Annotated in this window: 22 protein-coding genes and 1 riboswitch; of the genes, 4 read left to right on the plus strand and 18 right to left on the minus strand. The window is 39.5% G+C overall.

Translation table 11 applies throughout. From position 1 onward, the window contains the following. Positions 1-563: 563 nt before the first annotated feature. The 7 genes from HNR53_RS17445 to HNR53_RS17475 form a co-directional block, all read right to left on the minus strand. The gene (locus tag HNR53_RS17445) at positions 564-1,388 is read right to left on the minus strand and encodes a cobalamin-binding protein (RefSeq protein WP_184528380.1); all 825 of its coding nucleotides are present in this window, start codon (positions 1,386-1,388) and stop codon (positions 564-566) included. After that, positions 1,360-2,859, minus strand: coding sequence for an adenosylcobinamide amidohydrolase (locus HNR53_RS17450; protein ID WP_184528382.1), 1,500 nt, complete (start codon positions 2,857-2,859; stop codon positions 1,360-1,362). Before HNR53_RS17450 ends, HNR53_RS17445 begins: the two co-directional genes overlap by 29 nt. After that, positions 2,856-3,926 (minus strand): FecCD family ABC transporter permease, encoded by a 1,071-nt coding sequence (locus HNR53_RS17455; RefSeq protein WP_184528384.1) that lies wholly within the window; start codon positions 3,924-3,926, stop codon positions 2,856-2,858. Before HNR53_RS17455 ends, HNR53_RS17450 begins: the two co-directional genes overlap by 4 nt. Further along, complete coding sequence (locus HNR53_RS17460; RefSeq protein WP_184528386.1) at positions 3,889-4,887, minus strand: ABC transporter substrate-binding protein; 999 nt, start codon at positions 4,885-4,887, stop codon at positions 3,889-3,891. The genes HNR53_RS17455 and HNR53_RS17460 overlap by 38 nt, the downstream gene beginning before the upstream one ends. 178 nt (positions 4,888-5,065) lie before the next feature. Further along, a riboswitch (cobalamin riboswitch) is annotated at positions 5,066-5,261 on the minus strand. Positions 5,262-5,453: 192 nt separating this feature from the next. Further along, positions 5,454-7,751: a bifunctional glutamate--cysteine ligase GshA/glutathione synthetase GshB gene (gene gshAB, locus HNR53_RS17465; RefSeq protein ID WP_184528388.1), complete on the minus strand. Its 2,298-nt coding sequence runs from the start codon at positions 7,749-7,751 to the stop codon at positions 5,454-5,456. A 96-nt stretch (positions 7,752-7,847) separates the two neighbouring features. Continuing rightward, positions 7,848-8,675 (minus strand): S-formylglutathione hydrolase, encoded by an 828-nt coding sequence (fghA, locus tag HNR53_RS17470; RefSeq protein ID WP_343065354.1) that lies wholly within the window; start codon positions 8,673-8,675, stop codon positions 7,848-7,850. A 4-nt stretch (positions 8,676-8,679) separates the two neighbouring features. Continuing rightward, positions 8,680-9,795: an S-(hydroxymethyl)glutathione dehydrogenase/class III alcohol dehydrogenase gene (locus HNR53_RS17475; RefSeq protein ID WP_184528392.1), complete on the minus strand. Its 1,116-nt coding sequence runs from the start codon at positions 9,793-9,795 to the stop codon at positions 8,680-8,682. A 124-nt stretch (positions 9,796-9,919) separates the two neighbouring features. Between HNR53_RS17475 and HNR53_RS17480 the strand changes: the two genes are divergently transcribed. Next, positions 9,920-10,282: a winged helix-turn-helix transcriptional regulator gene (locus HNR53_RS17480; protein WP_184528394.1), complete on the plus strand. Its 363-nt coding sequence runs from the start codon at positions 9,920-9,922 to the stop codon at positions 10,280-10,282. A 107-nt stretch (positions 10,283-10,389) separates the two neighbouring features. On the opposite strand, the gene HNR53_RS17485 is transcribed toward HNR53_RS17480, so the two are convergent. From HNR53_RS17485 to HNR53_RS17510, 6 genes are all read right to left on the minus strand, one after another. Next, positions 10,390-10,944: a CueP family metal-binding protein gene (locus HNR53_RS17485; protein ID WP_184528396.1), complete on the minus strand. Its 555-nt coding sequence runs from the start codon at positions 10,942-10,944 to the stop codon at positions 10,390-10,392. A gap of 122 nt (positions 10,945-11,066) precedes the next feature. Beyond that, positions 11,067-13,481 (minus strand): heavy metal translocating P-type ATPase, encoded by a 2,415-nt coding sequence (locus tag HNR53_RS17490; protein ID WP_184528398.1) that lies wholly within the window; start codon positions 13,479-13,481, stop codon positions 11,067-11,069. Between the two features lie 77 nt (positions 13,482-13,558). Continuing rightward, positions 13,559-13,765: a copper chaperone CopZ gene (copZ, locus tag HNR53_RS17495; RefSeq protein ID WP_184528400.1), complete on the minus strand. Its 207-nt coding sequence runs from the start codon at positions 13,763-13,765 to the stop codon at positions 13,559-13,561. A gap of 15 nt (positions 13,766-13,780) precedes the next feature. Further along, the gene (locus HNR53_RS17500) at positions 13,781-14,119 is read right to left on the minus strand and encodes a metal-sensitive transcriptional regulator (protein WP_184528402.1); all 339 of its coding nucleotides are present in this window, start codon (positions 14,117-14,119) and stop codon (positions 13,781-13,783) included. A 247-nt stretch (positions 14,120-14,366) separates the two neighbouring features. Beyond that, positions 14,367-15,008 carry an NAD(P)-dependent oxidoreductase gene (locus HNR53_RS17505; RefSeq protein WP_184528405.1) on the minus strand — a complete coding sequence of 214 codons (642 nt, stop codon included), beginning with the start codon at positions 15,006-15,008 and terminating at the stop codon, positions 14,367-14,369. 113 nt (positions 15,009-15,121) lie between these two features. Next, complete coding sequence (locus HNR53_RS17510) at positions 15,122-15,553, minus strand: Rrf2 family transcriptional regulator (protein ID WP_184528407.1); 432 nt, start codon at positions 15,551-15,553, stop codon at positions 15,122-15,124. A 157-nt stretch (positions 15,554-15,710) separates the two neighbouring features. Here HNR53_RS17510 and pabB point away from each other — a divergent pair, with 157 nt between their 5' ends. Beyond that, the gene (gene pabB / locus HNR53_RS17515) at positions 15,711-17,456 is read left to right on the plus strand and encodes an aminodeoxychorismate synthase component I (protein WP_184528409.1); all 1,746 of its coding nucleotides are present in this window, start codon (positions 15,711-15,713) and stop codon (positions 17,454-17,456) included. Between the two features lie 77 nt (positions 17,457-17,533). Here pabB and HNR53_RS17520 read toward each other — a convergent pair whose 3' ends face one another. Further along, positions 17,534-18,049 (minus strand): DoxX family protein, encoded by a 516-nt coding sequence (locus HNR53_RS17520; RefSeq protein ID WP_184528411.1) that lies wholly within the window; start codon positions 18,047-18,049, stop codon positions 17,534-17,536. A 480-nt stretch (positions 18,050-18,529) separates the two neighbouring features. Between HNR53_RS17520 and HNR53_RS17525 the strand changes: the two genes are divergently transcribed. Then, on the plus strand, positions 18,530-18,754 hold the full coding sequence (locus HNR53_RS17525) for a hypothetical protein (protein WP_184528413.1): 225 nt from the start codon (positions 18,530-18,532) through the stop codon (positions 18,752-18,754). Between the two features lie 233 nt (positions 18,755-18,987). Then, the gene (locus HNR53_RS17530; RefSeq protein WP_184528415.1) at positions 18,988-19,239 is read left to right on the plus strand and encodes a hypothetical protein; all 252 of its coding nucleotides are present in this window, start codon (positions 18,988-18,990) and stop codon (positions 19,237-19,239) included. A 49-nt stretch (positions 19,240-19,288) separates the two neighbouring features. Here the strand turns inward: HNR53_RS17530 and qoxD are convergent, their stop codons facing one another. The 4 genes from qoxD to qoxA all read right to left on the minus strand — a co-directional run bounded on the left by qoxD (position 19,289) and on the right by qoxA (position 23,110). After that, the gene (gene qoxD, locus HNR53_RS17535) at positions 19,289-19,570 is read right to left on the minus strand and encodes a cytochrome aa3 quinol oxidase subunit IV (RefSeq protein WP_184528417.1); all 282 of its coding nucleotides are present in this window, start codon (positions 19,568-19,570) and stop codon (positions 19,289-19,291) included. A 2-nt stretch (positions 19,571-19,572) separates the two neighbouring features. Continuing rightward, positions 19,573-20,169: a cytochrome aa3 quinol oxidase subunit III gene (gene qoxC / locus HNR53_RS17540; protein WP_184528419.1), complete on the minus strand. Its 597-nt coding sequence runs from the start codon at positions 20,167-20,169 to the stop codon at positions 19,573-19,575. After that, on the minus strand, positions 20,169-22,115 hold the full coding sequence (gene qoxB, locus HNR53_RS17545; RefSeq protein WP_184528421.1) for a cytochrome aa3 quinol oxidase subunit I: 1,947 nt from the start codon (positions 22,113-22,115) through the stop codon (positions 20,169-20,171). Before qoxB ends, qoxC begins: the two co-directional genes overlap by 1 nt. A gap of 86 nt (positions 22,116-22,201) precedes the next feature. Next, the gene (gene qoxA / locus HNR53_RS17550; protein WP_184528423.1) at positions 22,202-23,110 is read right to left on the minus strand and encodes a cytochrome aa3 quinol oxidase subunit II; all 909 of its coding nucleotides are present in this window, start codon (positions 23,108-23,110) and stop codon (positions 22,202-22,204) included. Positions 23,111-23,530: the final 420 nt, after the last annotated feature.

The following is a 23,530-nucleotide window of genomic DNA, read 5'->3' on the forward strand; positions in this document are numbered from 1 at the left end:
CGTTAATCGCGATAAAGTGTTTGATTTGCTCATGTTTTGTTACAAAAATAAAACTTACGTTGACGTTTCTGCTTTGTTTAGTTTTCAAAGAACAATCATTTACTGATTCTTATCAGCAGCAAAATGAATTATACCATTTCGTTTCGCCGAAGTCAACTATTAAGAAGTAATCTTTTTAATTGTTTCGCATCAGCGACATTCATTACTATACCATTTAGATTCACAGAAGTCAACTTCTTTTTAAAAGTTTTTTCTGTATTAAACCCTATTCTCTATTTAAAGAAGAACTACACACATAATTCCTAACTATCTTCTAAAAAGAAAGGGAAGTTAATAATACCATTACACTTAATAGAGATCAACTCTTTTTTAAAAGCTTTATTGATAACAGTCTGAAGGAAAAACCAATTGTGTTTATTCGTGGCTCCTCACAAAACTATCCTTCTACAAATCGGTCGGACATTTCCCATTTTTTGAAGTTCCCACAAGGTCTAGGCGAGAACTAACAGCTTTAATAATCATAAAGGGGTGATTAGGCGCCACCCATACTGGATGGTGCCTAGTCACCCCTTCCATGTTAAAAGTGGATCTTTATTTTCACTAAAAGGCGGATACAGATTTGGGTGAAGGATACTCGCTATCTTATTTAAACCGAGTAATAATCTAGGTGAAGGCCGGCAAAATAATGGTTCGTCTAATATATACAATTGCTCACTTTTAATAGCATCCATTTGTTTCGCCCCGGGACGTTTCAGAATAACCTTTGGATTCACTTTTTCCTTCTGTACTCCTACCCAAACTAAGCAAACCACATCAGGATTTCTTTGCCTGATTTCTTCCCAGTCTGTTTGAACGCTTGCTTGAGCCTTATCTTCAAATATGTTTCTCCCGCCTGCAAGGCTGCTTATTTCGGTTAACCAATTATCCGCCCCCGGTGTAAAAATAGGCTTAGCCCACCATTCCCAATAAAGGGTAGTTGGCTTTTGAACTTGCTGTGATAAAAATTGATATTTCTCGAGTATTCGATTAAATTTCTTAAATAATTCCCTCGCATTGTCAGAAGTATTTGCAGCCTCTCCTACAAATAGTAAACTCTCCCCTACTTCTGATAATGTCTTGGGATTCGGAACAATGACATACGGTATTTTCCGTTTTTCTAACTCCTTGATATTTCGTTCCATCCCAGGCACACTAAGAGAGGCTAAAACCAAATCAGGCTGCAATTGTTCAACCTTGTCCATATCAATATTCAAATCCGAACCTAGTCTTGGCAAGACCCGAACGTCCTCCGGCCAATCTGAGTAGTTATCAACCCCTACCAACGAAGAAGTTAAACCTAAGTAACCGAGTAATTCTGTATTACTTGGACAAATGGATATTAATTTCATTGTTAAAAACCTCCCTTTGTAAGGACTTTCCGAGTGCATCCTTTATTGCACGATACGCCATTTGGCCAATTCCCTTTCCAATATCCGTTCCTGAACCAGCGCTGGATATTTTTCTTCCTTGCTGTGTAAGTCCAATAAGGAGGGTATCTGTTGTTGTACTAAAAGCGTCCGTAATAGAAAGAGATGTTGCCATATTAAGATCTTGCAAGGCTTTCACTTTTGCTTCAGTCGCAGCCATATATCCATCCATGAGGGCTCCGTTTGTAAAATGGGCATCAATGAATAGCATCGTGTTGATGGTACCGCAGGTTTGGACTGTCTTAGGGACTGAACTTTTTGTGATATCGTTCGTATTCTCTCCCCACGCCGTCACAATGGCCATCATGTGAATATTTTCATATTTCTCTGTGACGATGACGGCATTTTCTAGTTTGGCAGAAGTGATCATTCCGGCAGCTTGCTTATAAGGGATTGAATATTTCTCCATCCATTTCTGTATATACTCCCCGCTAAGAAAACCGGCATCATCTTTTTCAACATGAAAATGACAAAAGTGTTTTAACCACTGGATCCCCTCTCCAATGTCCCCATTAGATATAGTCCGTAATGGTTGATCAAATTGAATATGAAGACAGTCCCCTGACTGTTGAATATGATAAGAATCTTCAAAACGATAAAGCTCTTTTGATGCAGCGTAATTGGGTGTCATAAGGAGCTGCGGTTTTGGAACAATTGGGTGGGCTTGGGAGTTTACGTTCACTTCATAGACCTTTTTTAATTGTTCTACTTTCCTTAATCTATCAACATCCCCTACTTCTAAAAATCTCCCATTATGAAGTAAGGCGATACGATCCGCATAGAGTGAAGCTACATTTAGATCATGCAGAATCGCAAAAATGGTCAGTCCCATCGTTTGTTGTCGTTCTTTTAATAGATCCAGCATATGAAAAGTGTGTTTAATATCAAGATGGTTTGTAGGCTCATCTAATAGCAAGATCTCTGGCTCCTGGGCTAAAGCTTTAGCCAATAAGACTCTTTGCTTTTCACCGCCGCTAAGTTTACGGAACTGGGACTTGCGAAAATCACTTATGTTGGTTATTTCCATAACCCCATCGATGACTTTCCGATCTTTATGCGAAATTTGCTTAAAAAGACCCCTTTGATGAGGATAACGTCCAAGGCTGATGATTTCTTCTACTGTATAATCGAAGGATACCATTACTTCCTGTGTGAGAACCGCCATTTTTTTGGCTTTCTCTATTTTTGATAGTGATTGAATTTCCTTCCCAGATATTGAGATCTTACCGCTTTTAATTGGCAGCTGTCCCGTAATGAGTTTAAAAAGGGTTGTTTTCCCGCTTCCATTTTGTCCGAGGAGGGCAAAAAACTCACCTTGTTTAATTTGTAAGTCTATGCCATTAATAATAGGGGATTGGGTGTATCCACCAACCAAATTTTGCATGTTGATCATGTACGATTCCCCTTCCCAAATTTTTCTCTAATCAATAATATGGCGAATACAGGTGCGCCAATTAAGGCAGTAATGACACCAATCGGCAGTTCTTGCGGGGCTATAATGGTTCTAGCCGTTAAATCAGCAAGGATGAGAAAAGTTCCCCCAGTCAGCATGGATAGCGGAAGGACATAGCGATGATTGGGGCCCGTTAGGATCCGAACCAAGTGGGGAATAACCAGCCCTACAAAGCCTATCGTTCCTGAAACAGCGACAGAGGCCCCAGTTAATAAGGAAGCACCAATGAGGATGAATGTTTTCCCCTTTTTGACATCAACCCCTATATGATCGGCGGCTTCCTCTCCAAGTGCCATCGCATTTAATTCACGATGATGATAGAACAAAATGCATGAACCGATGATTAGAAAGGGGAAGATTAGTTCAACATAGCTCCATCCCCTCATTCCAACACTGCCATATAACCAATAGATAATTTGCGTCATCGCATCCCGATCCCCCAATGAAATAAGGAGAGAGACAACCGCACTAATAAAGGCGCTGACAATGATTCCCGCCAATATAATCGTTTCAATCGCTAAACTACGGCTGCTTAAGCGCACGAGTCCGAATACAATCAGCAAGGCAATGAATCCGCTTATAATCGAAATGATCGGAAGTGTAAAGCCTCCTAATCCAACAATCGACACTTGGAAGAGTAAAACAAATACAGCACCTAAAGAGGCTCCCGATGATACCCCAATAGTATAGGGGTCCGCCAACGGGTTGCGTAAAAGACCTTGAAAAGCTGCACCAGCCAATGCAAGAGATGCTCCCACACAAAAGGCAAGGAGAATTCTTGGCAGACGGATATTCCATATGATCATTTCTTCATTTTTCGCAACCCCATCCAACAAGCCCATATGAAATACTTTATCGAGTATGATATGTAAAATCGTAGGGATCGGGACCGAGACACTGCTATAAAATAAGCCGAGAAGGCTTGTACCAAGTAAAAGCCCTCCGCTTAAAAGATATAACCAGCCTATTTTATTGCTTAAAAATTTCCGGATAGATAAGTTCCGCAAGTGTCTCGACTCCTTCAATTAAACGGGGACCCGGTCTTGTCACCGTATCGTTATCAACATCAAACACTTTTCCATTTTTTACAGCCGGCACCTCTGCCCATCCTTCACGGTTTAGCACCTCTGCTGTCGGATTTTCCATACGATAACCATACGTAGTAATAATCACATCCGGATTTAACTTAACAATTTCCTCCTCCGTCATCTTCACCCAGCCATCCTGATCTTCTGCAGCATTAATGGCTTGAATAGACTCGAGCATTTCATGCATAAAGGTGTTTTTTCCTGTCGTAAAAATATCCGGACCCGGTGAAACTTCTACCCAAACTTTCTTTTTATCTGTGACCGACTCAGCAGCTTTATCTTTGATGACTTGAAGACGCTCTTTCATATCCGCTACTATTTTCTCTGCTTCTGTCTTCGTTCCAGTAGCCTTACCAATCAATTCAATATTGCCATATACATCCTCAAAGGATGTAGCACTCCCAACAACAACGACATTAATCCCTGCCTCTTCAAACTGCTTTATGACATCTGGATGAGTCTTGTAATGATAATCTGTAACAAGAGCGATATCTGGAAGGAGAGAGAGGACAAGCTCTGCATTGATATCTTGTCCACCCACCTTTTGAATTTTAAGTGCTTCCTTTGGATAGTTATCATAATCGGATCTGCCAATGAGTTTATCGCCTAACCCAAGAGCAAATGCTATTTCTGTATTACTAGCCTGAATCGAAACAATAGTTTTAGGTTTTTCATCAATGGTTACCTTTCGATTGGCATCGTCTGTGATTGTGACAGGAAATTCCTCTCCATTATTTTGAACCGCCTCTGTTTTGTTCTTTGAAGCAGCCCCTTCTTTATCCTGCGTATTCGCCTCTTGTGCACCACAGCCTATCAACATCATGATGCTTAACAGAAGAAGAATACTGATAAGCCCCCACTTTTTTACCATCTCTTTCATTTCCTTTTTACCCCTTCCTATATTTTGAACAAAAAAAAACGCTTTTCCTGTGGAAAGCGTAAAGTAAAAAGGCAGCTATTTGACGCAAGTCTTGTGGACAGCACGATCACTTGCAATCCTCATGGTAAATATTCGCATAATGGATTGCCTGCACTTTAAACTTTCCTTTCCGCGAGGAAGTTTAAAAATATAATAGGCAGGTCTCCTGACTTTCGATTTTTAGCGGCGGGTTAATCCTTCCCATGTTCGAACACAGTGGATATTTACTAACCTTCCTTATCGCTTACAGTGGCGGGACCGTGTTGGATTTGCACCAACTTCCCTCTTAGTCTTAAATGAATCTCACTTAAGAAACCTATTAATCTAGTATGATTGTTCTAAACGAATTATAGTAAAGTATTCCTGTTTTGTAAATGAAAAAGGGAAACAGATGCATCCATGGATTTCCAAAATAATCATGCCCCTAGTTTTCCCTTTTCAATAATTTTTCAGGTATGCTGCTAAAAGAAAGGACTTTAACTCTTTAAACATAACAAGCATACATAAACCGATAAGGAGTTTGTATTTTAATTACGGCTTTGTAATAGTTCAGGAAATAAATAATGTATTAGATGTAACGTCAAACGTCTGGATTTTCCTTTATACGGATAGATATGCATATACATGGATGGATTAAAGTTTGCTTCAATAATTCCATAAGCGTTTTTATCAGCTGCAGGAACTTCTTTATTTTCAATAATCATATCGATCCCGCTAATTTTAGCTCCAAGTGCAGCTACTGCATCCACTGCTATTTTTTTATAATCATCAGGAATTTGATCGGTCACATCAATCGAGTCGCCGCCTGTACTAATGTTAGAATTTTCACGGAGATAGACGATTTCACCCCTTTTTGGAATGGAATCTTTTCGATAACCTTGGCTTTTCAGCATGAGATTCTCCAATTCACCTAATTGTATCTTTTCTAAAGGTGTTCGATGCTCTCTTCCTCTTAACGAATCACGATTCTTATTAACGACTAACTCTTCGATTGTATGGTTACCGTCACCAGTAACATTCGCAGGAATTCGTAATAAAACCGCATATACTTGATCATCTACGACAAAAAATCGATATTCTGTTCCATTAAGAAACTCTTCAATTAATATAGAGGAATCTTCTTTAAATGCGAGCATGACTGCTTTTTGATAATCTTCGTAATTTGCCCCTTCCTTGAAGATCGATATTCCTAAACCATAATTTGTTGTTTTCGGTTTTACAACAAAAGGTTTGGCGGCAAATATTTCATAAGATCGGAAAGCCTGTTCGATTGTCTGAAATTCCTCACCTTTCGGCACACGGAATCCATGCTGTTGCAGAATTTTCTTTGTTACTGTTTTATTTTCCATAATTAAAGTGGAAATATAACTATCTTTACTTGTCATATTGCCATTTTTCACAAATTCAACATGATCGTTTAATTGCAGCTTCAAAAACTGCTCTTGCCGATCCAAAATTTCCACCTTGATTCCCAGCTGGATGCAATCAAACATTAATATCTGGGTGGAAAGCTCCATATCCGTAAATCCTGTTAATTGGTAAGGCTGATCCCATGATTTTTGATAATTTGCTTTCGCCAAACACATAGCTGCTTGAGCCTGACTGCTTTTTTCACTCTCTTTATAAAGCCTTCCAGCTAAAGTCTTACTTGGGTCCATTAACATTTCTCTTAAGTTTATAAATAAGGTATCAGAAACATGCCAATCTAAGATGGCGGCTAAATGTTCCATCTCATCAACCATACCTTTAGCATCTTTTTCAAATTGTGTAGGCTCTAACGGATGCTCAAGGGCCACTGCGTCATTGTAAAAGTTACCCATTTTTACCCATTCATCACAATCACTGCCTTCATCTTTCCAGAGCAAATAAATGAGGAAGAGATGGAGAAATTCTGCTTGTTCATAGCTAATGCCATACATCGCAAAAGGATTTATATCTATATTTCGTAATTCAATATAATTAACACCATGATCCGCCAAATCTGAAACATGATGCCCTCCTCTTAAACGGACAGGTGAATAAAATTCTTTTTCTTCTGAAAGAAGCCCTCTTTTAACCATCGAAGAAAGATCGGTTAGATAGTTCTGAATACTGCTATATGACACTTGAACATCATCCGAATTGGTATAACCATATTGACTGCTTCTAATACTTCTTACGGCCTTACGCAAAGAATCTTCTTGAAAAAAGTTCGCTTCACTTTTAGGAGAAGCTCCATAAAAATAAGTGACTAGCCAGCGATAGTGTAAATAGTTTCTTGTGACTTTTAGATAAAGCTCTGTTTTAAACTGTTGATAATCCTTTAACTCTGATTGTATGTTATATAAAGCTTGGATGAACTCATCACTAAATTCAAAGTTAAAATGAATACCGCAAAGCATTTGTTTACGACGGCCATAGGAGTTGGATAAAGTTTGACGATAACGAATATTTCGGGCACTATTCAATTTTGCCAGCACAATATCTTCTTCTTTTTCCGGTAACTGTGGCGGCATACTTAATGGCCAAAGCATTTCATTTTCACCCATCGAACGATAGGCAACATCATGGATCGCTGCTAAGTATTGAAACAGTTCCTCTAATGTTTCCGTAACAGGTGTGATTAATTCCATCTGTGTTTCGGCAAAATCCCGCTGAATATATGGGTGATCATCTCTTAACGAAATACTTTTAGGATGATCCGTTTTCGCTAAATTTCCTGTTAAGTCCACACGCTGGCTTTCCTTTTCAATCCCAAAACGGGCTTTTAATAAGTATGGTTTTACACGATCATTGGCTAATATTTTTTTTAAATCCGTTTTCACGATAACTCCCAATTCGCCCACCCCTTCGGACTATTCTTTATTTTCAGATGACAAATCAGACAACTAAGCAAAAATATCCACATTTAGTTGGAATGTGGATATTTTTGTAAAGAAGGATTATCTTAAGTGCTTCATATGGAAAGCGAAATGATCTTCTAGGAACGTAGCAATAAAGAAATAGCTATGATCATATCCTTCCACTTTGTTGTATTCCACATTATTTTCGCGGGCATTATTTAAAAAGTGCGTTTCATCTAAATGCTTTGAATAAAACTCATCCTGCGTTCCTTGTGTAATGAGAATAGGCGGCATGCCGGCTTCTTTGACCAGTTCTGAAGCATCCCATTCTTTCCAGGAAGCTTTATCTTCGCCTAAATAAGCGGCAAAAGCCTTTATTCCCCATGGGATTTGACTTGGACTTGAAATCGGAGCAAAAGCTGAAATCGCTTTGAATCTCGCCGCATTTTTCAGGCCAATCACTAATGCACCATGGCCTCCCATAGAGTGGCCCATGATGCTTTCTGCTCCGGAAAAGTTAGGGACCAAAGATGAGGCAATGGCGGTTAATTCCTCTGTTATATACGAATACATTTTATAATGCTTTGCCCATGGCTCTTGTGTCGCATTTAAATAAAAACCTGCCCCTTGTCCCAGGTCCCATGCTTCATCATCCGCCACATGCTCGCCGCGCGGTGAAGTATCCGGAATCATCACGGCCGCTTGATATTTTTCAGCCAAACGTTGAAAACCGCTTTTTTGACTAAAATTATCATCTGTACAGGTTAAACCTGAGAGCCACCAGATGAGGGGAATCTTTTTCCCCTCTTTATTGGATGGCAAATATAGACTAAAGGTCATCTCACAATGTAAGACTTCCGAGTAATGGCGGTACTTACATTGTTCGCCGCCGAAAGAGCGATGTTTTTCAATCAGTTTAAAACTCACATTCTCACTCTCCATATGTTAAAATCGTACGGATTGATTCACCCTTATGCAGCAAATCAAATGCCTCATTGATGTCTTTAAAGTCTAAGTGATGGGTAATAAACGAATCTAAATCGATTTTACCATTCATATAATCTTCGACCATTCCTGGCAGCTGCGTTCTTCCCTTCACGCCGCCAAAGGCTGAACCACGCCATACCCGGCCCGTTACTAATTGGAATGGACGAGTATGAATCTCTTTCCCTGCGCCGGCTACACCGATAATCGTACTCTCTCCCCAACCTTTATGACAGCATTCAAGCGCTGACTTCATCACTTCAACATTGCCAATACACTCGAAGCTGTAATCGACTCCGCCATCCGTCATCTCTACGATTACTTCTTGGATTGGTCTATCAAATTTCGCAGGATTGATAAAATCAGTGGCTCCCATTTTTTTTGCTAATTCAAATTTATCTTCATTAAGGTCAATCGCAATAATTCGGCTTGCTTTGGCCTGAACCAATCCTTGAATAACCGCTAAGCCAATCGCTCCTATCCCAAATACGGCTGTCACAGCGCCTTCTTCCACTTTTGCTGTGTTGTGTACCGCGCCAATTCCTGTCGTCACACCGCAGCCAAAGAGACAAACTTTATCTAGCGGTGCTTCTGAATCAATTTTGGCTAAGGAGATTTCAGGAACGACGGTATATTCACTAAATGTACTTGTTCCCATGTAATGATAAATAGGCTCTCCATTATAAGAGAAACGAGTGGTTCCATCAGGCATTAAACCTTTCCCTTGCGTTTCTCGTACAGCACTGCATAGGTTTGTTTTACCAGAACGGCAGAATTTACATTCGCCGCATTCAGCCGTGTATAGCGGAATCACATGGTCCCCCGGTTTTACTGAAGTCACTTCATCCCCTACAGCAACGACGACACCGGCACCTTCATGACCTAGTACAGCAGGAAAGACGCCCTCAGGGTCATCACCTGATAAAGTAAAGGCATCTGTATGACAGACTGAAGTATACAGAATTTTTACTAGTACTTCTTTTGCTTTCGGTTCTTCTACATCGATTTCGACAATTTTAAGTGGTTCTCCTGGTCCAAATGCAACAGCAGCTCTACTTTTCAAATGAATCCCTTCTTTCTTTTGTTCTCTTACATTTACATTCCCATATTTACATATTATAATTCTCGAGACAATACTGACGTTTTTGTCACTATATACAAAATATCTATAGAAAGTGATGATCATAATGGGAATTCATTATAGAGAAAAAACTTTTTTCACCAGCAAGGATTTGGCTTTATCCGTTATCGGCGGACGGTGGAAAATAGCGATTATCTGGTGTTTGCTCCAAGAGTCTCCATTAAGGCTAAGCGAAATACAAAAAAAACTTCCCAATGTCAATCAACGCATGTTAATAAGACAGTTAAGGGAATTAGAAGATGATCAAATCATTACTAGAATGGTATACCCTGTTGTACCGCCTAAGGTGGAATATGAACTAAGCGAAATTGGCCGTCTGCTTGAACCCGTTGTCACTTCCATCTGTCATTGGGGAGATCATTTTAGAGACTTTTTAGAAAAAAGCGCTGATAAAACCGCCGCGGAATAAAATTCAATTCCCATAAAAATAAAAATAGCCCCTATTTTCTAATAGGGGCCGGTTTACTAACTATTATATTTTAAACTTAAGCCTGCGCTAAGCACGGATACGTTTCTCTACTTTAGCTGCATGGTTGTATTACAAGTGCCATCACTCTCAAAAGTAGCGATTTCTGACTCTGCCTTTTTTCCGTCATACTCAATTTCGATTTGATACTTTGTATCTCGCGGCAGCCACAAATCGATAAAACCGTTAGACTGGGATTTCATCGTTTCATCCACTACCACATTACCATCCATGTCTTTAATAGATACAGCAAACTCTTTTCCCGCCAATTCTCCTTGACAACCTGTCAAGCTATGATTCGTTCATGGATGGGTTCCATTGATGTAAGGTGCAATGGAGACAAAAAAGTCTTCTCCTGATAGATCATAAACGGTCTCTTTCCCTTCGCTGTCCTTAACGATAAGTTCTTTAGCAGTAATAGAGGCGGTCTGATCGGCTGCTTTATTTGCACTATATTGCTGTACCATTTCCTTGATATTTTGCGTTTCCTTTACACTTTGTGGTTCATTTTCCAGTGCTGTCTTTCCTTCGTCTGCACTTTCTTCATTACATGCCGCTAAAACAAAAGCAGCCAATAAAGTAACGGCAAGAATTTTTAATTTCACCCTTTCCTACTCCTTTCCTAGTAAATTTACTAATGGGATAATCTATTAATGTTCCATAAAGAACAAACCAATGTCCTAAATATAACAAGAAAGTTTGCAGAAAGTGTGCATATTACCATATCCTACAGTTTGACCTTTTGTAAACGAAGAGCATTCAACACAACGGATACCGAACTGAAGGCCATTGCCGCTCCTGCGAGCCAAGGAGCTAAAAAGCCAATAGCGGCAATTGGGATACCAATCGTGTTATAGGCAAGCGCCCAGAACAGATTTTGCTTAATATTCTGCATCGTTTTATGGCTCATTAAGATTGAATCAGCAATGCTGTTCAAATCGCCGCGGATTAAGGTAATATCGGCTGCTTCCATCGCTACATCTGTACCTGTCCCGATGGCCATGCCGATATCCGCTGTGGCAAGTGCGGGGGCATCATTAATGCCATCTCCGACCATCGCAACCTTCTTCCCCTGCGCCTGTAGCTTCTTCACTTCTTCTGCTTTTCCTTCCGGCAGAACTTCCGCAATTACCTGGTCGACGCCTGCCTGCTTGGCAATTGCATCCGCTGTTTGTTTATTGTCCCCAGTAATCATAATGACTTCAAGACCCATTTCCTTCATCCGCTTAATTGCTTTCGTGGATGTTTCTTTAATCGTATCCGCAACAGCTACAATCCCGGCATAGGACCCGTCAACTGCAGCCAGCATCGCTGTTTTCCCCTGCTTCTCTAAGCTTTCCATCACTTCTAAAACCGGGGCAGCGTCCACATTGTATTTTTTCATTAGACGGCGGGTACCAACGAGAACGGTCTTTCCAGCAACATTTGCTTTAATGCCGTATCCAGGAATGTTTTCAAACTCGGATACTTCTTTCAATTCAATTGATTTTTCTTTGATCCCTTCAACGATCGCCTGGGCCAGCGGATGCTCCGATTGCTTTTCAGCAGACCCGACAAGGGAGAGAAATTCTGCCTCGTCCCCATCCGTTACAACATCTGTCAGTACAGGAGTACCATTTGTAATTGTGCCTGTCTTATCCAAAATGACTGTGCTCACTTTATGAGTCATTTCCAAATGCTCGCCGCCTTTAAAAAGAATTCCAAATTCCGCAGCGCGTCCTGACCCCGCCATAATCGATGTCGGGGTGGCAAGACCAAGGGCACACGGACAGGCAATAACAAGAACAGCAATTAATTTTTCCAGTGCCTCAGCAAAATTACCTGGATCGGCCCATAAATACCAAAGTAAAAATGTAACCACCGCTATCCCGACGACGATTGGGACAAAGATCCCGGAGATAGTATCAGCCAGACGCTGGATCGGAGCTTTTGATCCTTGAGCCTCCTCAACTACCTTAATAATTTGCGATAGAGCTGTATCCTTACCAACCCGGGTTGCCTTTATCTTTAAGAAGCCATTTTTATTAATTGTGGCACCAATAACACTATCGCCGGCGGTCTTATCAACTGGAACACTTTCACCGGTAATCATTGATTCATCAAGCGCCGATGTCCCCTCCAGAATCTCCCCGTCAACCGGTATTTTTTCACCCGGTTTGACTAAAAGAATATCACCTGCTGCCACATCCTCCAAAGGGATGACAATCTCTTCCCCATCGCGAAAAACAGTGGCGGTTTTGGCCTGAAGACCCATCAATTTCTTTATTGCTTCAGATGATCGGCCTTTTGCCTTTGCTTCAAATAATTTTCCAAGAATAATTAATGTAATTAAGACAGCACTTGTTTCAAAATAAAGTCCAACTGAATGGGCATTTTGGCCGATGGTGCCAATAGCAAGATATAAACTGTAAAAATAAGCCGCTGATGTCCCCAAGACAACAAGCACATCCATATTGGCACTTTTGTTTTTCAAAGCTTTATAGGCTCCCACGTAAAACTGCTTTCCGATAAAAAATTGCACCGGTGTTGCTAAAGCCAGCTGTACCCAAGGATTCATAAAAGCCTCCGGCACATAAATAAAGGATGTAAAACTGAAGTGTCCCACCATTGCCCAAAGCAGCGGGAAGGATAAAATCGCGGAGAAAATGAATTTACCCTGTTGTTTTTCGATCTCCTTTTGCCGGTAATCAACAGCCTCTTTTTCATTCTCCTCGTCCTTCAGCATCGCTCCGTATCCGAGGCTCTCTACCTTTTGAATCAAATCCTTTACAGTGATGATCGATGGATTGTATTCAACCGAAGCCTTCTCAAGTGCTAAATTGACATTAGCCTGGAGAACACCTTCCATTTTATTAAGTCCTTTTTCGATTCTCGCAGAACACGCAGCACAAGTCATCCCGGTGATCACGAGCTCAGATTTTTCTGTCACGACACCATAGCCAAGATCTTTGACTTTTTGCTGTATATCTGAAAGATTCAACACTGCCGGATCGTACTGTACCAAGGCTTTTTCCAGAGCTAAATTGACATTGGCTTCTTGAACGCCTTCCATTTTCTTTAACCCTTTTTCAATTCTCGCGGAACACGCGGCACAGGTCATCCCAGTTATTTGAAACTGATTTTCTAGAACTTTATCACTCATTTTCAACACCTCATACCTATATAGGGTATATTTATATGAAAAAGAGAGCGTGCTTTTTAAGCACGTTCATTTTTCGATTATTTTACATCATAACCTTGATCATCGATTGTTTCTTTAATAGCCTCTAAAGTTACTGCCTCTTGATTAAATTCAATATCTACTTTTTTATTTTCAAGATCAACCTTAACGCTTGAAACACCATTAAGACCGCCGACGCTGCTTTCAACCGCTTTCACACAATGACCGCAAGACATTCCTTCTACTGTTAGTGTTACCTTTTCCATTACTGTCGTCCCCTTCTACTTTTTCATTAATTTTTGAATCGTGACCAATACCTCATCCAGGACTTCCATATCACCTTCCTGAATCCGTTCCACGACGCACTCCTTCATATGTGCCTCGAGAAGAATTCTAGCCACGCTATTTAATGCTGCCTGTGCAGCAGAAATCTGTGTAATGACATCATCACAATAAGTATCTTTATCAATTAATCCCTTAATCCCGCGAATCTGACCTTCAATCCGATTCAAACGGGAAACAAGATTCTTCTTCGTTTTCTCGTTATGGTGGCTTGATCGGCCGCTCGAGCAACAGCAGTTCTCCTCTAGCATCTCTTCATTTTCAAATTCTTTATCCATCTCACTCCCCTCCTTAGTTCCATTATAGTATACCCCCCTATCCTATGTGAAGGTTTTTTTGCCATAATTTTTTCGACAATCCTTTTTATTATGAAGCAAGGAGCTTTTTCTTAATCAAGAATAACCAATAAGTGTGCAGATTTTATGCATTTATATTAATTAGAGCATGTTCAAGTAAATATGGAAAAAGGCTTAAAATCACCACGCGGTGTTAAGCCTTTTTGATTCCATTTCCTAAAATTGAGTATTACTCTGCTTCTGAAACCACTGTAAAGCGTTCGTTGATATGTTGTGCATGTTCAATTTCATCTACAATGGCAACAGCATAATCAGCATAGCTAACATAGCTTTCCCCTTTTGCATTGACAATTAAATTATCTTTTCCCTTTTGATATGAGCCGGTTCTTTTTCCCTCAGGATTAAAGAATGCTGCCGGGCTGACGAAGGTCCATTTAATTCCAGTAGAACTTTTCAAATCCTCAAAGTTTTGCCCTTGATTTGATGCAATTGGCATGATTTCTTTTGGAAATTCAGGTGTGTCCATGAGACGAATCGTTTTTGCTTCATCGACATAAAGGCTGCCTGCACCGCCGACAACGATTAATCTCGTTTCAGGGGCTCCTTTTAAAGCTTCAATTAATGCTCTGCCTGCATCGACATGTAGATGCGCATTATCAATCCCTGTACCAAAGGCATTTACTACTACATCAAACCCCTTTAAATCTTCTGCTTTTAAATCGAAAATATCTTTTTCCAATACTGCTGCATTTTTCTCAGTTAGTTTTGCTCCATTTCTGACGATGGCTGTTACCTCATGTCCTCTGTCTAAAGTCTCTTTCAAAATAAGGCTCCCTGCTTTACCTGTTGCTCCAATTACACCAATTTTCATTTCTATTACCTCCATTTAATGTTCTTAATTATTATCGTCTTTCGCTAAATGAAACATTCAATATCGTTGTAATTGTAACTGTTACAATTACAACTGAGATAAAAAAATTGAACTCAATGATCCAATTTTTTTACTAAACCTGAGACAATATCCTCCATTGTTATCCTTTCCAGAACCGCTTCCATAGCATCCTGTGCTCTTAATAAAATGATTTCAAGAACAGCCTGAATATTGGACCCGACCGGACAATTTGGATTCGGGTTTTCATGAAACTGAAATAACTCTCCCTCTTCCACGACTTCTACCGCCCTGTATACATCAAGAAGCGATATTTCCTCCAGTGATTTCAGCATATCTGCTCCTCCGGTCCCGCGGCGAATCTCAATGAAACCGGCATTCTTTAATTTACCCATCACTCTGCGAATGACGACCGGATTCGTATTCACACTCCCTGCAATCCACTCAGATGTACATTGGGCACTATTCTCAATCGAAAGAAGAGATAAAATATGAACAGCTACAGTAAATCGGCTGCTGATTCTCATCTGATTTAAGCCTCCTGTCGTAACTATTATAGTTACATCTAATTTTGTTTGTCAACAAACTTTTTGATAAAATAATGTTGTCCTTTTCATAGTACAATGGATTCAGAAAGTGAAACCTTCACGAAAAATTTGATAACAAAGGAACATGATCATACAAATGGAAAATATAAATCAACAAAAACCGCTTTTATCCTTTGAGTTTGCCGATTCAAATGGTGAAATTCAACCGCTTACCTTCGTTAAACCGCTAAAAGTAATTACGGCCAATCGTATAGAAGAAGTATTGCCGTGCTTCCAAGCGATTCAGGATGCTCTTCATAATGGCTATTATGCTGCCGGATTTCTTTCCTATGAAAGTGCTCCGGCATTTGACTCTTCCTACAAGGTTAACACTGAAAAGACAATGCCATTACTATGGTTCGGTATTTTTTCAGAGCCTTTGAAAGAGCCGCTTAGCAGTAACGGAACCTATAAACTGGCACAATGGAGACCCTCTGTTAAACCTTCAGAGTATGATGCAGCCATTCAATCGATTAAGCACTCCATCGAATGCGGTGATACATACCAGACAAACTATACGATTCAGTTAACTTCTGACTTTCAGGGAGATGATGTTGCTTTTTTTGCAAGCTTGAAAAGAGCGCAGTCTTCCAATTATTGCGCCTATATTCATACAGGAGAACACCGTATTTTATCCGCATCACCGGAGCTATTTTTCCATCTGAAAGAAGGCAGGATTACCACACGGCCGATGAAAGGCACCGTAAAAAGAGGAAAGTCTTCGGCAGAAGATATAGCAAACGCGGATTGGCTTTATCATTCAGAAAAAAATCGTGCCGAAAACGTGATGATTGTGGACTTGCTGCGAAATGATTTAAATGTTATTGCCAATCTAGGCACGGTACAGGTTCCAAAACTGTTTGAAGTCGAACATTACCCGACCGTCCATCAAATGACGTCAACAATAACAGCTGAAGTACCTGCTGATATCTTACTTGCCGATTTGTTTAAAGCACTCTTTCCCTGCGGCTCGATCACGGGTGCACCAAAGATCAGCACAATGAATATCATCGCTGACTTGGAAACAGCTCCACGCGGCGTTTACTGCGGTGCCATAGGCTATATCACTCCGGATCAAGAAGCAGTCTTTAATGTTCCAATCCGAACAGTTGTGGTGGATCAAACAGGAAGGGCCGTATACGGGGTTGGCGGCGGGATCACATGGGATTCTACTGTCGAAGGGGAATATCATGAAATTCTGGCCAAAGCTAGTTTACTTGAAGAAGAGCGGCCGGAATTTCACTTGCTCGAAAGTATTCTATTAGAAAATGGAGAATTTCATCTGCTGGAAGAACATCTGAATCGTTTGCAGAGCTCAGCACAATATTTTGCTTTTCCCTTTCATTTAGAGGATATCAATCAGACTTTACAAAGTATCTCTAAACAAAATAAACAAGGAAAATTTAAAATTCGTTTCCTCTTGTCGCAAAAAGGGGAAATAGAAATTGATGCTCAGATGATTACACCACCGAAAGTACCCTTAAAGATCATACTTGCCGATGAACCGTTAAATAAAGATAATCCTTTTTTGTATCACAAAACAACGAATCGGTCTATCTATTCCCACTTTCAAAAGAGCCACAAGGATGTTTTTGATATCCTCCTCTGGAATGAAGACGGGGAATTGACTGAATTCACAAACGGAAATGTTGTCTTGGAGATCGATGGTGTTTTATGGACACCGCCCATTAGCAGCGGCTTACTTGCCGGCACCTTTCGCGAAAGCCTAATCAAAGAAGGTACCATTCATGAAAAAAAGTTAACAACGGCTGATTTAAGTAAAAGTACAAACATTTGGTTTATTAATAGTGTACGGAAATGGCTAAAGGTTCAACTTATATAACAAAATAACTATTTCAATATAAAAAAACCTCTTCACTTTAATAAAATGAAGAGGTTTTTTTTATATGTTTTACTCCTTTATGCAGCAGAGTGTGTGTGACTATCTTTACCTTTATTCGTTACTTTACGAAGATATGGCATGACGTAACGGTCTAAACCAAATTTACCTGCATTGTATCCTGCTGTAATGATGAAGAATCCCATTAAAATATCAGTAGGATTATGTGATACAGTACCCGCCATTAAGAATGAGAAGTTCATCATCATTCCGAAGAAAGCTGCAGCAGTTGTTAAGCATCCTAAAATAAGTCCTAAACCAACTAAGAATTCGCCCCAAGGAACAATTACATTAAACACACCTACATTTGGTAAGGCAAAGCTTTCTAAAAATTTTACATAACCGCCGAATACCATGCCTCCATCAGGACCCATAACCGGGTTTTTAATGGCTCCACCGATGAATCCGCTTGCATCAAAAGCACCGCCAGTTATTTTGTGAAATCCGGCAGTTAGAAAGCCGTACCCTAAATATAATCGAATGATTGTAACAATTACTGCAGAAACTGTGTTTTCTCTCCACCATTTGTTAATCATAAGAATCTTCCTTTCGAAATATATTATAATAATTTCTACACTCATAGATTAACACTCTCGAACCAATAAATCACCACTTCGAGATATCGTTCACACATTAGTAAAAAAGTTATGACTTTCTTTTGAACGTAGTCCAAAAATAACACATTATATTCGAACACAATTCCTTATTACTCAAACTTTATACATATTAGTCTATTTGTTAAAATAAATGACTGTGATTTTTGTCACTAATAAGTTATACTAAAATATAACATACTTTATTAATAGTTCACATTTTCAAATATAATGCTTTTTCATTAGGATTTTTGAATAGCAGGGCTTAGGGGATCCGTGAAGCTTTGCTTCACTCTTGTGTTTGGCTGGGATTTGAACGTGGAACTTTTGTTTGTTTAGTTGGGGTTCTCCAAGCCCTTGATATATGGAAATGCTTGAAAAGCACACTTTTTTTGTAAATGAAAACAAAGGGGATAGGATCACATGATTCGCATGACAGTTGCAGGTATTGGGGGATTTGTTCTTGTTTTTATTGAGGCCTATATCGTTATCATGTTAAAAGGCTACGAAACGTTAGATTTTGGCGGCATTAGTCCTTTTGTGGGAGTTTGGTCGATGAACTTCTTCCTTCTATTTTCCATTTTTACTCAGATCAAGCCTTGGGTGAAAGAAAAAATGGAAACAGAGAAGAAGTTATCGGTAAAATGAGGCTAAGTGAATATGAAAGGGATGAAATCAATCGATTTCATCCCTTTTTTTATGTTCCGCATCCTTCATTGTTTATGCGGAACATGAGAGGAAATGCACAAACCACTTTATTGAAATAGAATACGCACGTTGCAGCAAAATTACGCATCCTAAAAATGGAATTAATTTGTGACAAAATATTGACAATTTTGTGAATTTTATGAATAATATAATTAACAAAGGAGGTTGTTACGATGCATTCACGTTTGAAATTAGTCAAAGCTACGAAAAATATTGGCGGTTCCATCCTGATACTAGGGATTATCATCTTTCTTTATGGTTTCCTTGTAAGCGATTACAGCTCCATAACAGGCATTGGAATCGGTACGGTCATGGGCGCTGTTTTTATTTTTATAATGGGGATGTTTTTCGCGGCAACTGAGGAAATGCTTGAAAATACAGCTAAAGGGACTCCAGTCCATTTCACACTCCATAGAATAAAATAAGGAGCGTCAGTAGACGCTCCTTATTTTCATACAGAAAATATATTATTTTTTACATATCCCAAAGGAAAATGAACAATGTACCAAAAACAGTAACTAAAGCTATGAACATCATAAAATATACTTTTCCGTAAATAAGCCACTTGTCATCTGTCTCACCAGCGTGCATAAACACCACAAACTGAAGCATTGCTTGGATGAAAGCCGTAATAAGTAGAATGGTCATCCCAGCAGCAAACGAAAAGTCTAGAAAATAAACGGCCATGGCAACTGCTGTTAGGACAAGCGAAAAGACAAAGCCCATGATTTGTTTACGTGGAAATAATTCGCTCATTCTTACATCATTCCTTTCAAGTAGATGAAGCTGAAGATAAAGATCCAGACAACATCTAAGAAGTGCCAATAAAGAGAGAAAATAAACGATTTAGTAGCTGTTTCCGGAGTCAGCCCGCGTTTTTTCACCTGCAGGACAATCGCTGTGCCCCAGAATAAACCAAAAGTTACGTGCGCTCCATGTGTTCCTAAAGTTGTCATTAACATCGCTGTAAAGGCACTTGTTTGTAATGTTGCTCCTTCATGAACATATGTTACAAACTCATCAATTTCAAAGCCTAAGAATCCTAAACCAAGAAGGAGAGTGATGACAAAGAATGTAATCATCGCCTTTTTGTTACCGATACGCATGGCATGAATACCCAAACCAATGACAAAACTACTTGTTAAAAGCAAAATTGTTTCAATCAGGACTGGAGTAATTTCAAAAATCTCAGCTCCAGAGGGACCGCCGCCAGTACGATGTTCTAATGTAAAATAAGATGTAAATAGTGTGGCAAACAGCATAATTTCAGCCGCAAGGAAAACCCAGAAACCAAAAATATTTAAACGGCCTTGCTCACTTTGATATTCAAGAGGCTGCGCATGATTCATGTTCATTAGTTAGCACCTCGCAGTTTTGTTTCAGTTTCTTCAATTTCTTTGACAGAAATATGACGTCCATGATCTTTTTCAAATGAACGGAAAGCCAGACAAGCGAATATCGCTAATGTCGCAATAATCAGTAAAGGCCATATAGCGAATACAAATGAGAATCCCCATACAAAGAAGATAGCACCTAAGATAAATGGCATTCCGCTATTATTTGGCATATGAATTTCTGCAAGTTTTTCCGGGAATAGGTTATGCCCATTTTTCTTCGCATCCCAAAATGCTTGTTCTGAAGCTACATGCGGCTGTACAGCAAAGTTATATTCTGGAACAGGCGTATGTGTTGCCCATTCAAGTGAACGTGCATCCCATGGATCTGAACCAATATTTCTTGGCGCATAGCGGACACTGTAATAAACGTTATATACAATTAACAGGAAGGCAACAGTCATGACACCTGCACCTGCAAATGACAGCATATTTAATGGACCATAGCCGGTTACTTCAGAGTATGTGTACATACGGCGCGCCTGACCGTCTAAACCAGTGATATACATTGGGAAAAACGCAAGCACAAAGCCGATTGAAAGAAGCCAGAATGTCCATTTTCCGATTCTCTCGTTTAACATAAAGCCAAACATTTTTGGCCAGTAGAATGTTAAACCAGCTAACATCGCGAACACTACCCCAGGAATAATGGTGTTATGGAAGTGGGCGACTAAGAACATTGTATTGTGATATTGATAGTCAGCAGCTGACATCGCAAGCATGACACCCGTCATACCGCCAATGGTAAACAACGGGATAAAACCAATTGAATAAAGCATTGGAACAGTAAAACGAATCTTCCCTTTCCACATCGTGAATAACCAGTTGAATATCTTAACCCCGGTTGGAACCGCGATTGCCATTGTTGTAATGGAAAAGAAACTGTTTGATGCAGCCCCTTGCCCCATCGTAAAGAAGTGGTGGGCCCACACAATACAGGATAATCCTGAAATAATAACCATTGATGCAACCATTGATTTATAACCATAAAGGTTACGGCCTGAGAAGGTAGAAATAACTTCACTATAGATACCGAAAGCAGGCAGGATTAAGATATATACCTCAGGGTGTCCCCATACCCAGAAAAGATTTGCCCAAAGCATATCCATACCGCCATTTGTTGTTGTAAAGAAATGAGTCCCGAATAAACGGTCCATCGCTCCCATGGCTAACGCTACTGTAATTACCGGGAAAACTGTAACGATGATAAGGTTTGAAACTAAAGTAGACCATGTAAACATCGGCATTTTCATTAATGTCATGCCAGGTGCTCTCATTTTAAAAATGGTCGTCAGCATATTAATCCCGGTCATTAATGAACCAAGCCCGGATATCTGAATAGCTAACATATAATAGTTTGTTCCAACAGATGTACTAAAGTCATTTCCTGCAAGCGGAAAGTATGAAGTCCAGCCTGCATCTGGCGAGCCGCCGACAACAAAGGAAATATTAAATAACATAGCCCCAAAGAAGAATAGCCAAAAGCTGATGGCATTCAGTCTTGGGAACGCTACGTCACGTGCCCCAATTTGCAGCGGTACAAGATAGTTCATAAAGGAAAATATGAAAGGCATTGCCATAAACATAATCATGACAACCCCATGTGTTGTAAATATTTCATTATAGTGCTGTGCATCGAGCAGCTTACTATCAGGTGTTGCAAGCTGAGCACGCATCATCACTGCATCCACGCCACCGCGGAAAAGCATTAATAAAGCAGACAGTAAATACATAATTCCAATACGCTTATGGTCAGTTGTGGTTAACCATTCACGCCATAAATATCCCCATTTTTTAAAATAGGTTAAGCCTGCTATGACAGCAATAACAACCAGACCAATAGCTACCATAGATGCATAGATTGCTGGACTTGGATGTGGTACAGCAAAACGTTCAAAGAATTCCATCCGTTTGTAACTCCTTTCAAGAAGTATAATTTTCGTCCTATTAAACTAGCAATTTCACGTTAATCGTCTCTAAATCAAATATTCTTTTATTCTTTGTGTTCCACGTGGTTCTGCACGTTTTCTTTTACAGTGTCAGTTTCACAATCCTCTGCTGCTTCAGAAGGCTTATGATTATGTTCAGGCGGAAGACTAAATGCTAAATGAGTACCAGTGAACGTCATTTGACCAAGGTGTCCAGGCTTTAATAACTCATCAAACTTTTCTTTAGTAAGCGGTTCAGCTGTTTCTTTTACTTCTTTTACCCAATCATCAAAATCTGCTTGTGACATCGCAGTAACGTTAAATGCATTTTCCGCAAATCCTTTACCGCTGAAGTTTGCATTACGCCCCATATATTCGCCTGGTTCGTCAGCTGCAAGATGTAATGTTGTGACCATGTCAGACATGGCATATTTTTGTCCGCCTAGCTGTGGAACCCAGAAGCTAGTGATTGGACCATATGAATAAAGTCTAAATTCAAGTGCTCTGTCTGTCGGAATATATAAATAGTTAACAGTTTCAATATCCTCCTCAGGATAACTGAAATGCCATTTCCAGTTGGACGATGATGCATAAACCACTAATGGCTCTTGATCTTCGTAACCCTTCGGAGTTGCCTCTACAATATAGTTACTTTGTACAGATACAAATGAGAAATATGCAACGATGATTACAGGAATCCCCACGCAAATTAATTCAACCCACTTGTTGCCCTCAATATGCGGCGGTTCATAATCAGGATCTTGATTTGAAGCTCGATACTTAATTAATACAAAAACTAAAATTGCAAAGACTATTACGACAATAACTGACATAATTCCTATTGAAATCATGATATCATTGGCTTGTCGTTCTGCCATCGGTCCTTTAGGGTCTAAAACCATTAGAGGTTCACACCCTGTTAGCACTGTGACAATGGTTAAAACAAGCGATAATAATGCCCATTTAAGTTTCATACTTGTACCCCTTTCCTTTTAACATTTATGATTTTTATTTCTTGTTTTGTTAACAATTTGTTCACAATTTGTTCGCGACTTCACAAACTAATCAAATGAAAGGTTTATTGGAGACCCGACAGAGCTCTCTAATAGCTCTCAGTTGAACAAATTTACTTTTCTTTGATGTTATTAATTATAATCACTATTACAACGATAGTAACATATCTTTTGTGAATGATTTGTGACAAATTTAGAAAGGAATTATTTTACAGATATATTATTACATCTATGTACTAATGGAGTTCATTTCCCTTAAATCAGCTTTTTTCATTTTTATACAGAGAGAGACAACGCTTTCAAGACATAATAGGGCTTTACAAAAGTTGTGAACTGATGTAAATTCTATTAATCATATATTCAAATAATCAAATATACAAA

The organism is Bacillus benzoevorans (genome assembly GCF_014207535.1).
Lineage (GTDB): Bacteria > Bacillota > Bacilli > Bacillales > Cytobacillaceae > Bacillus_BD > Bacillus_BD benzoevorans.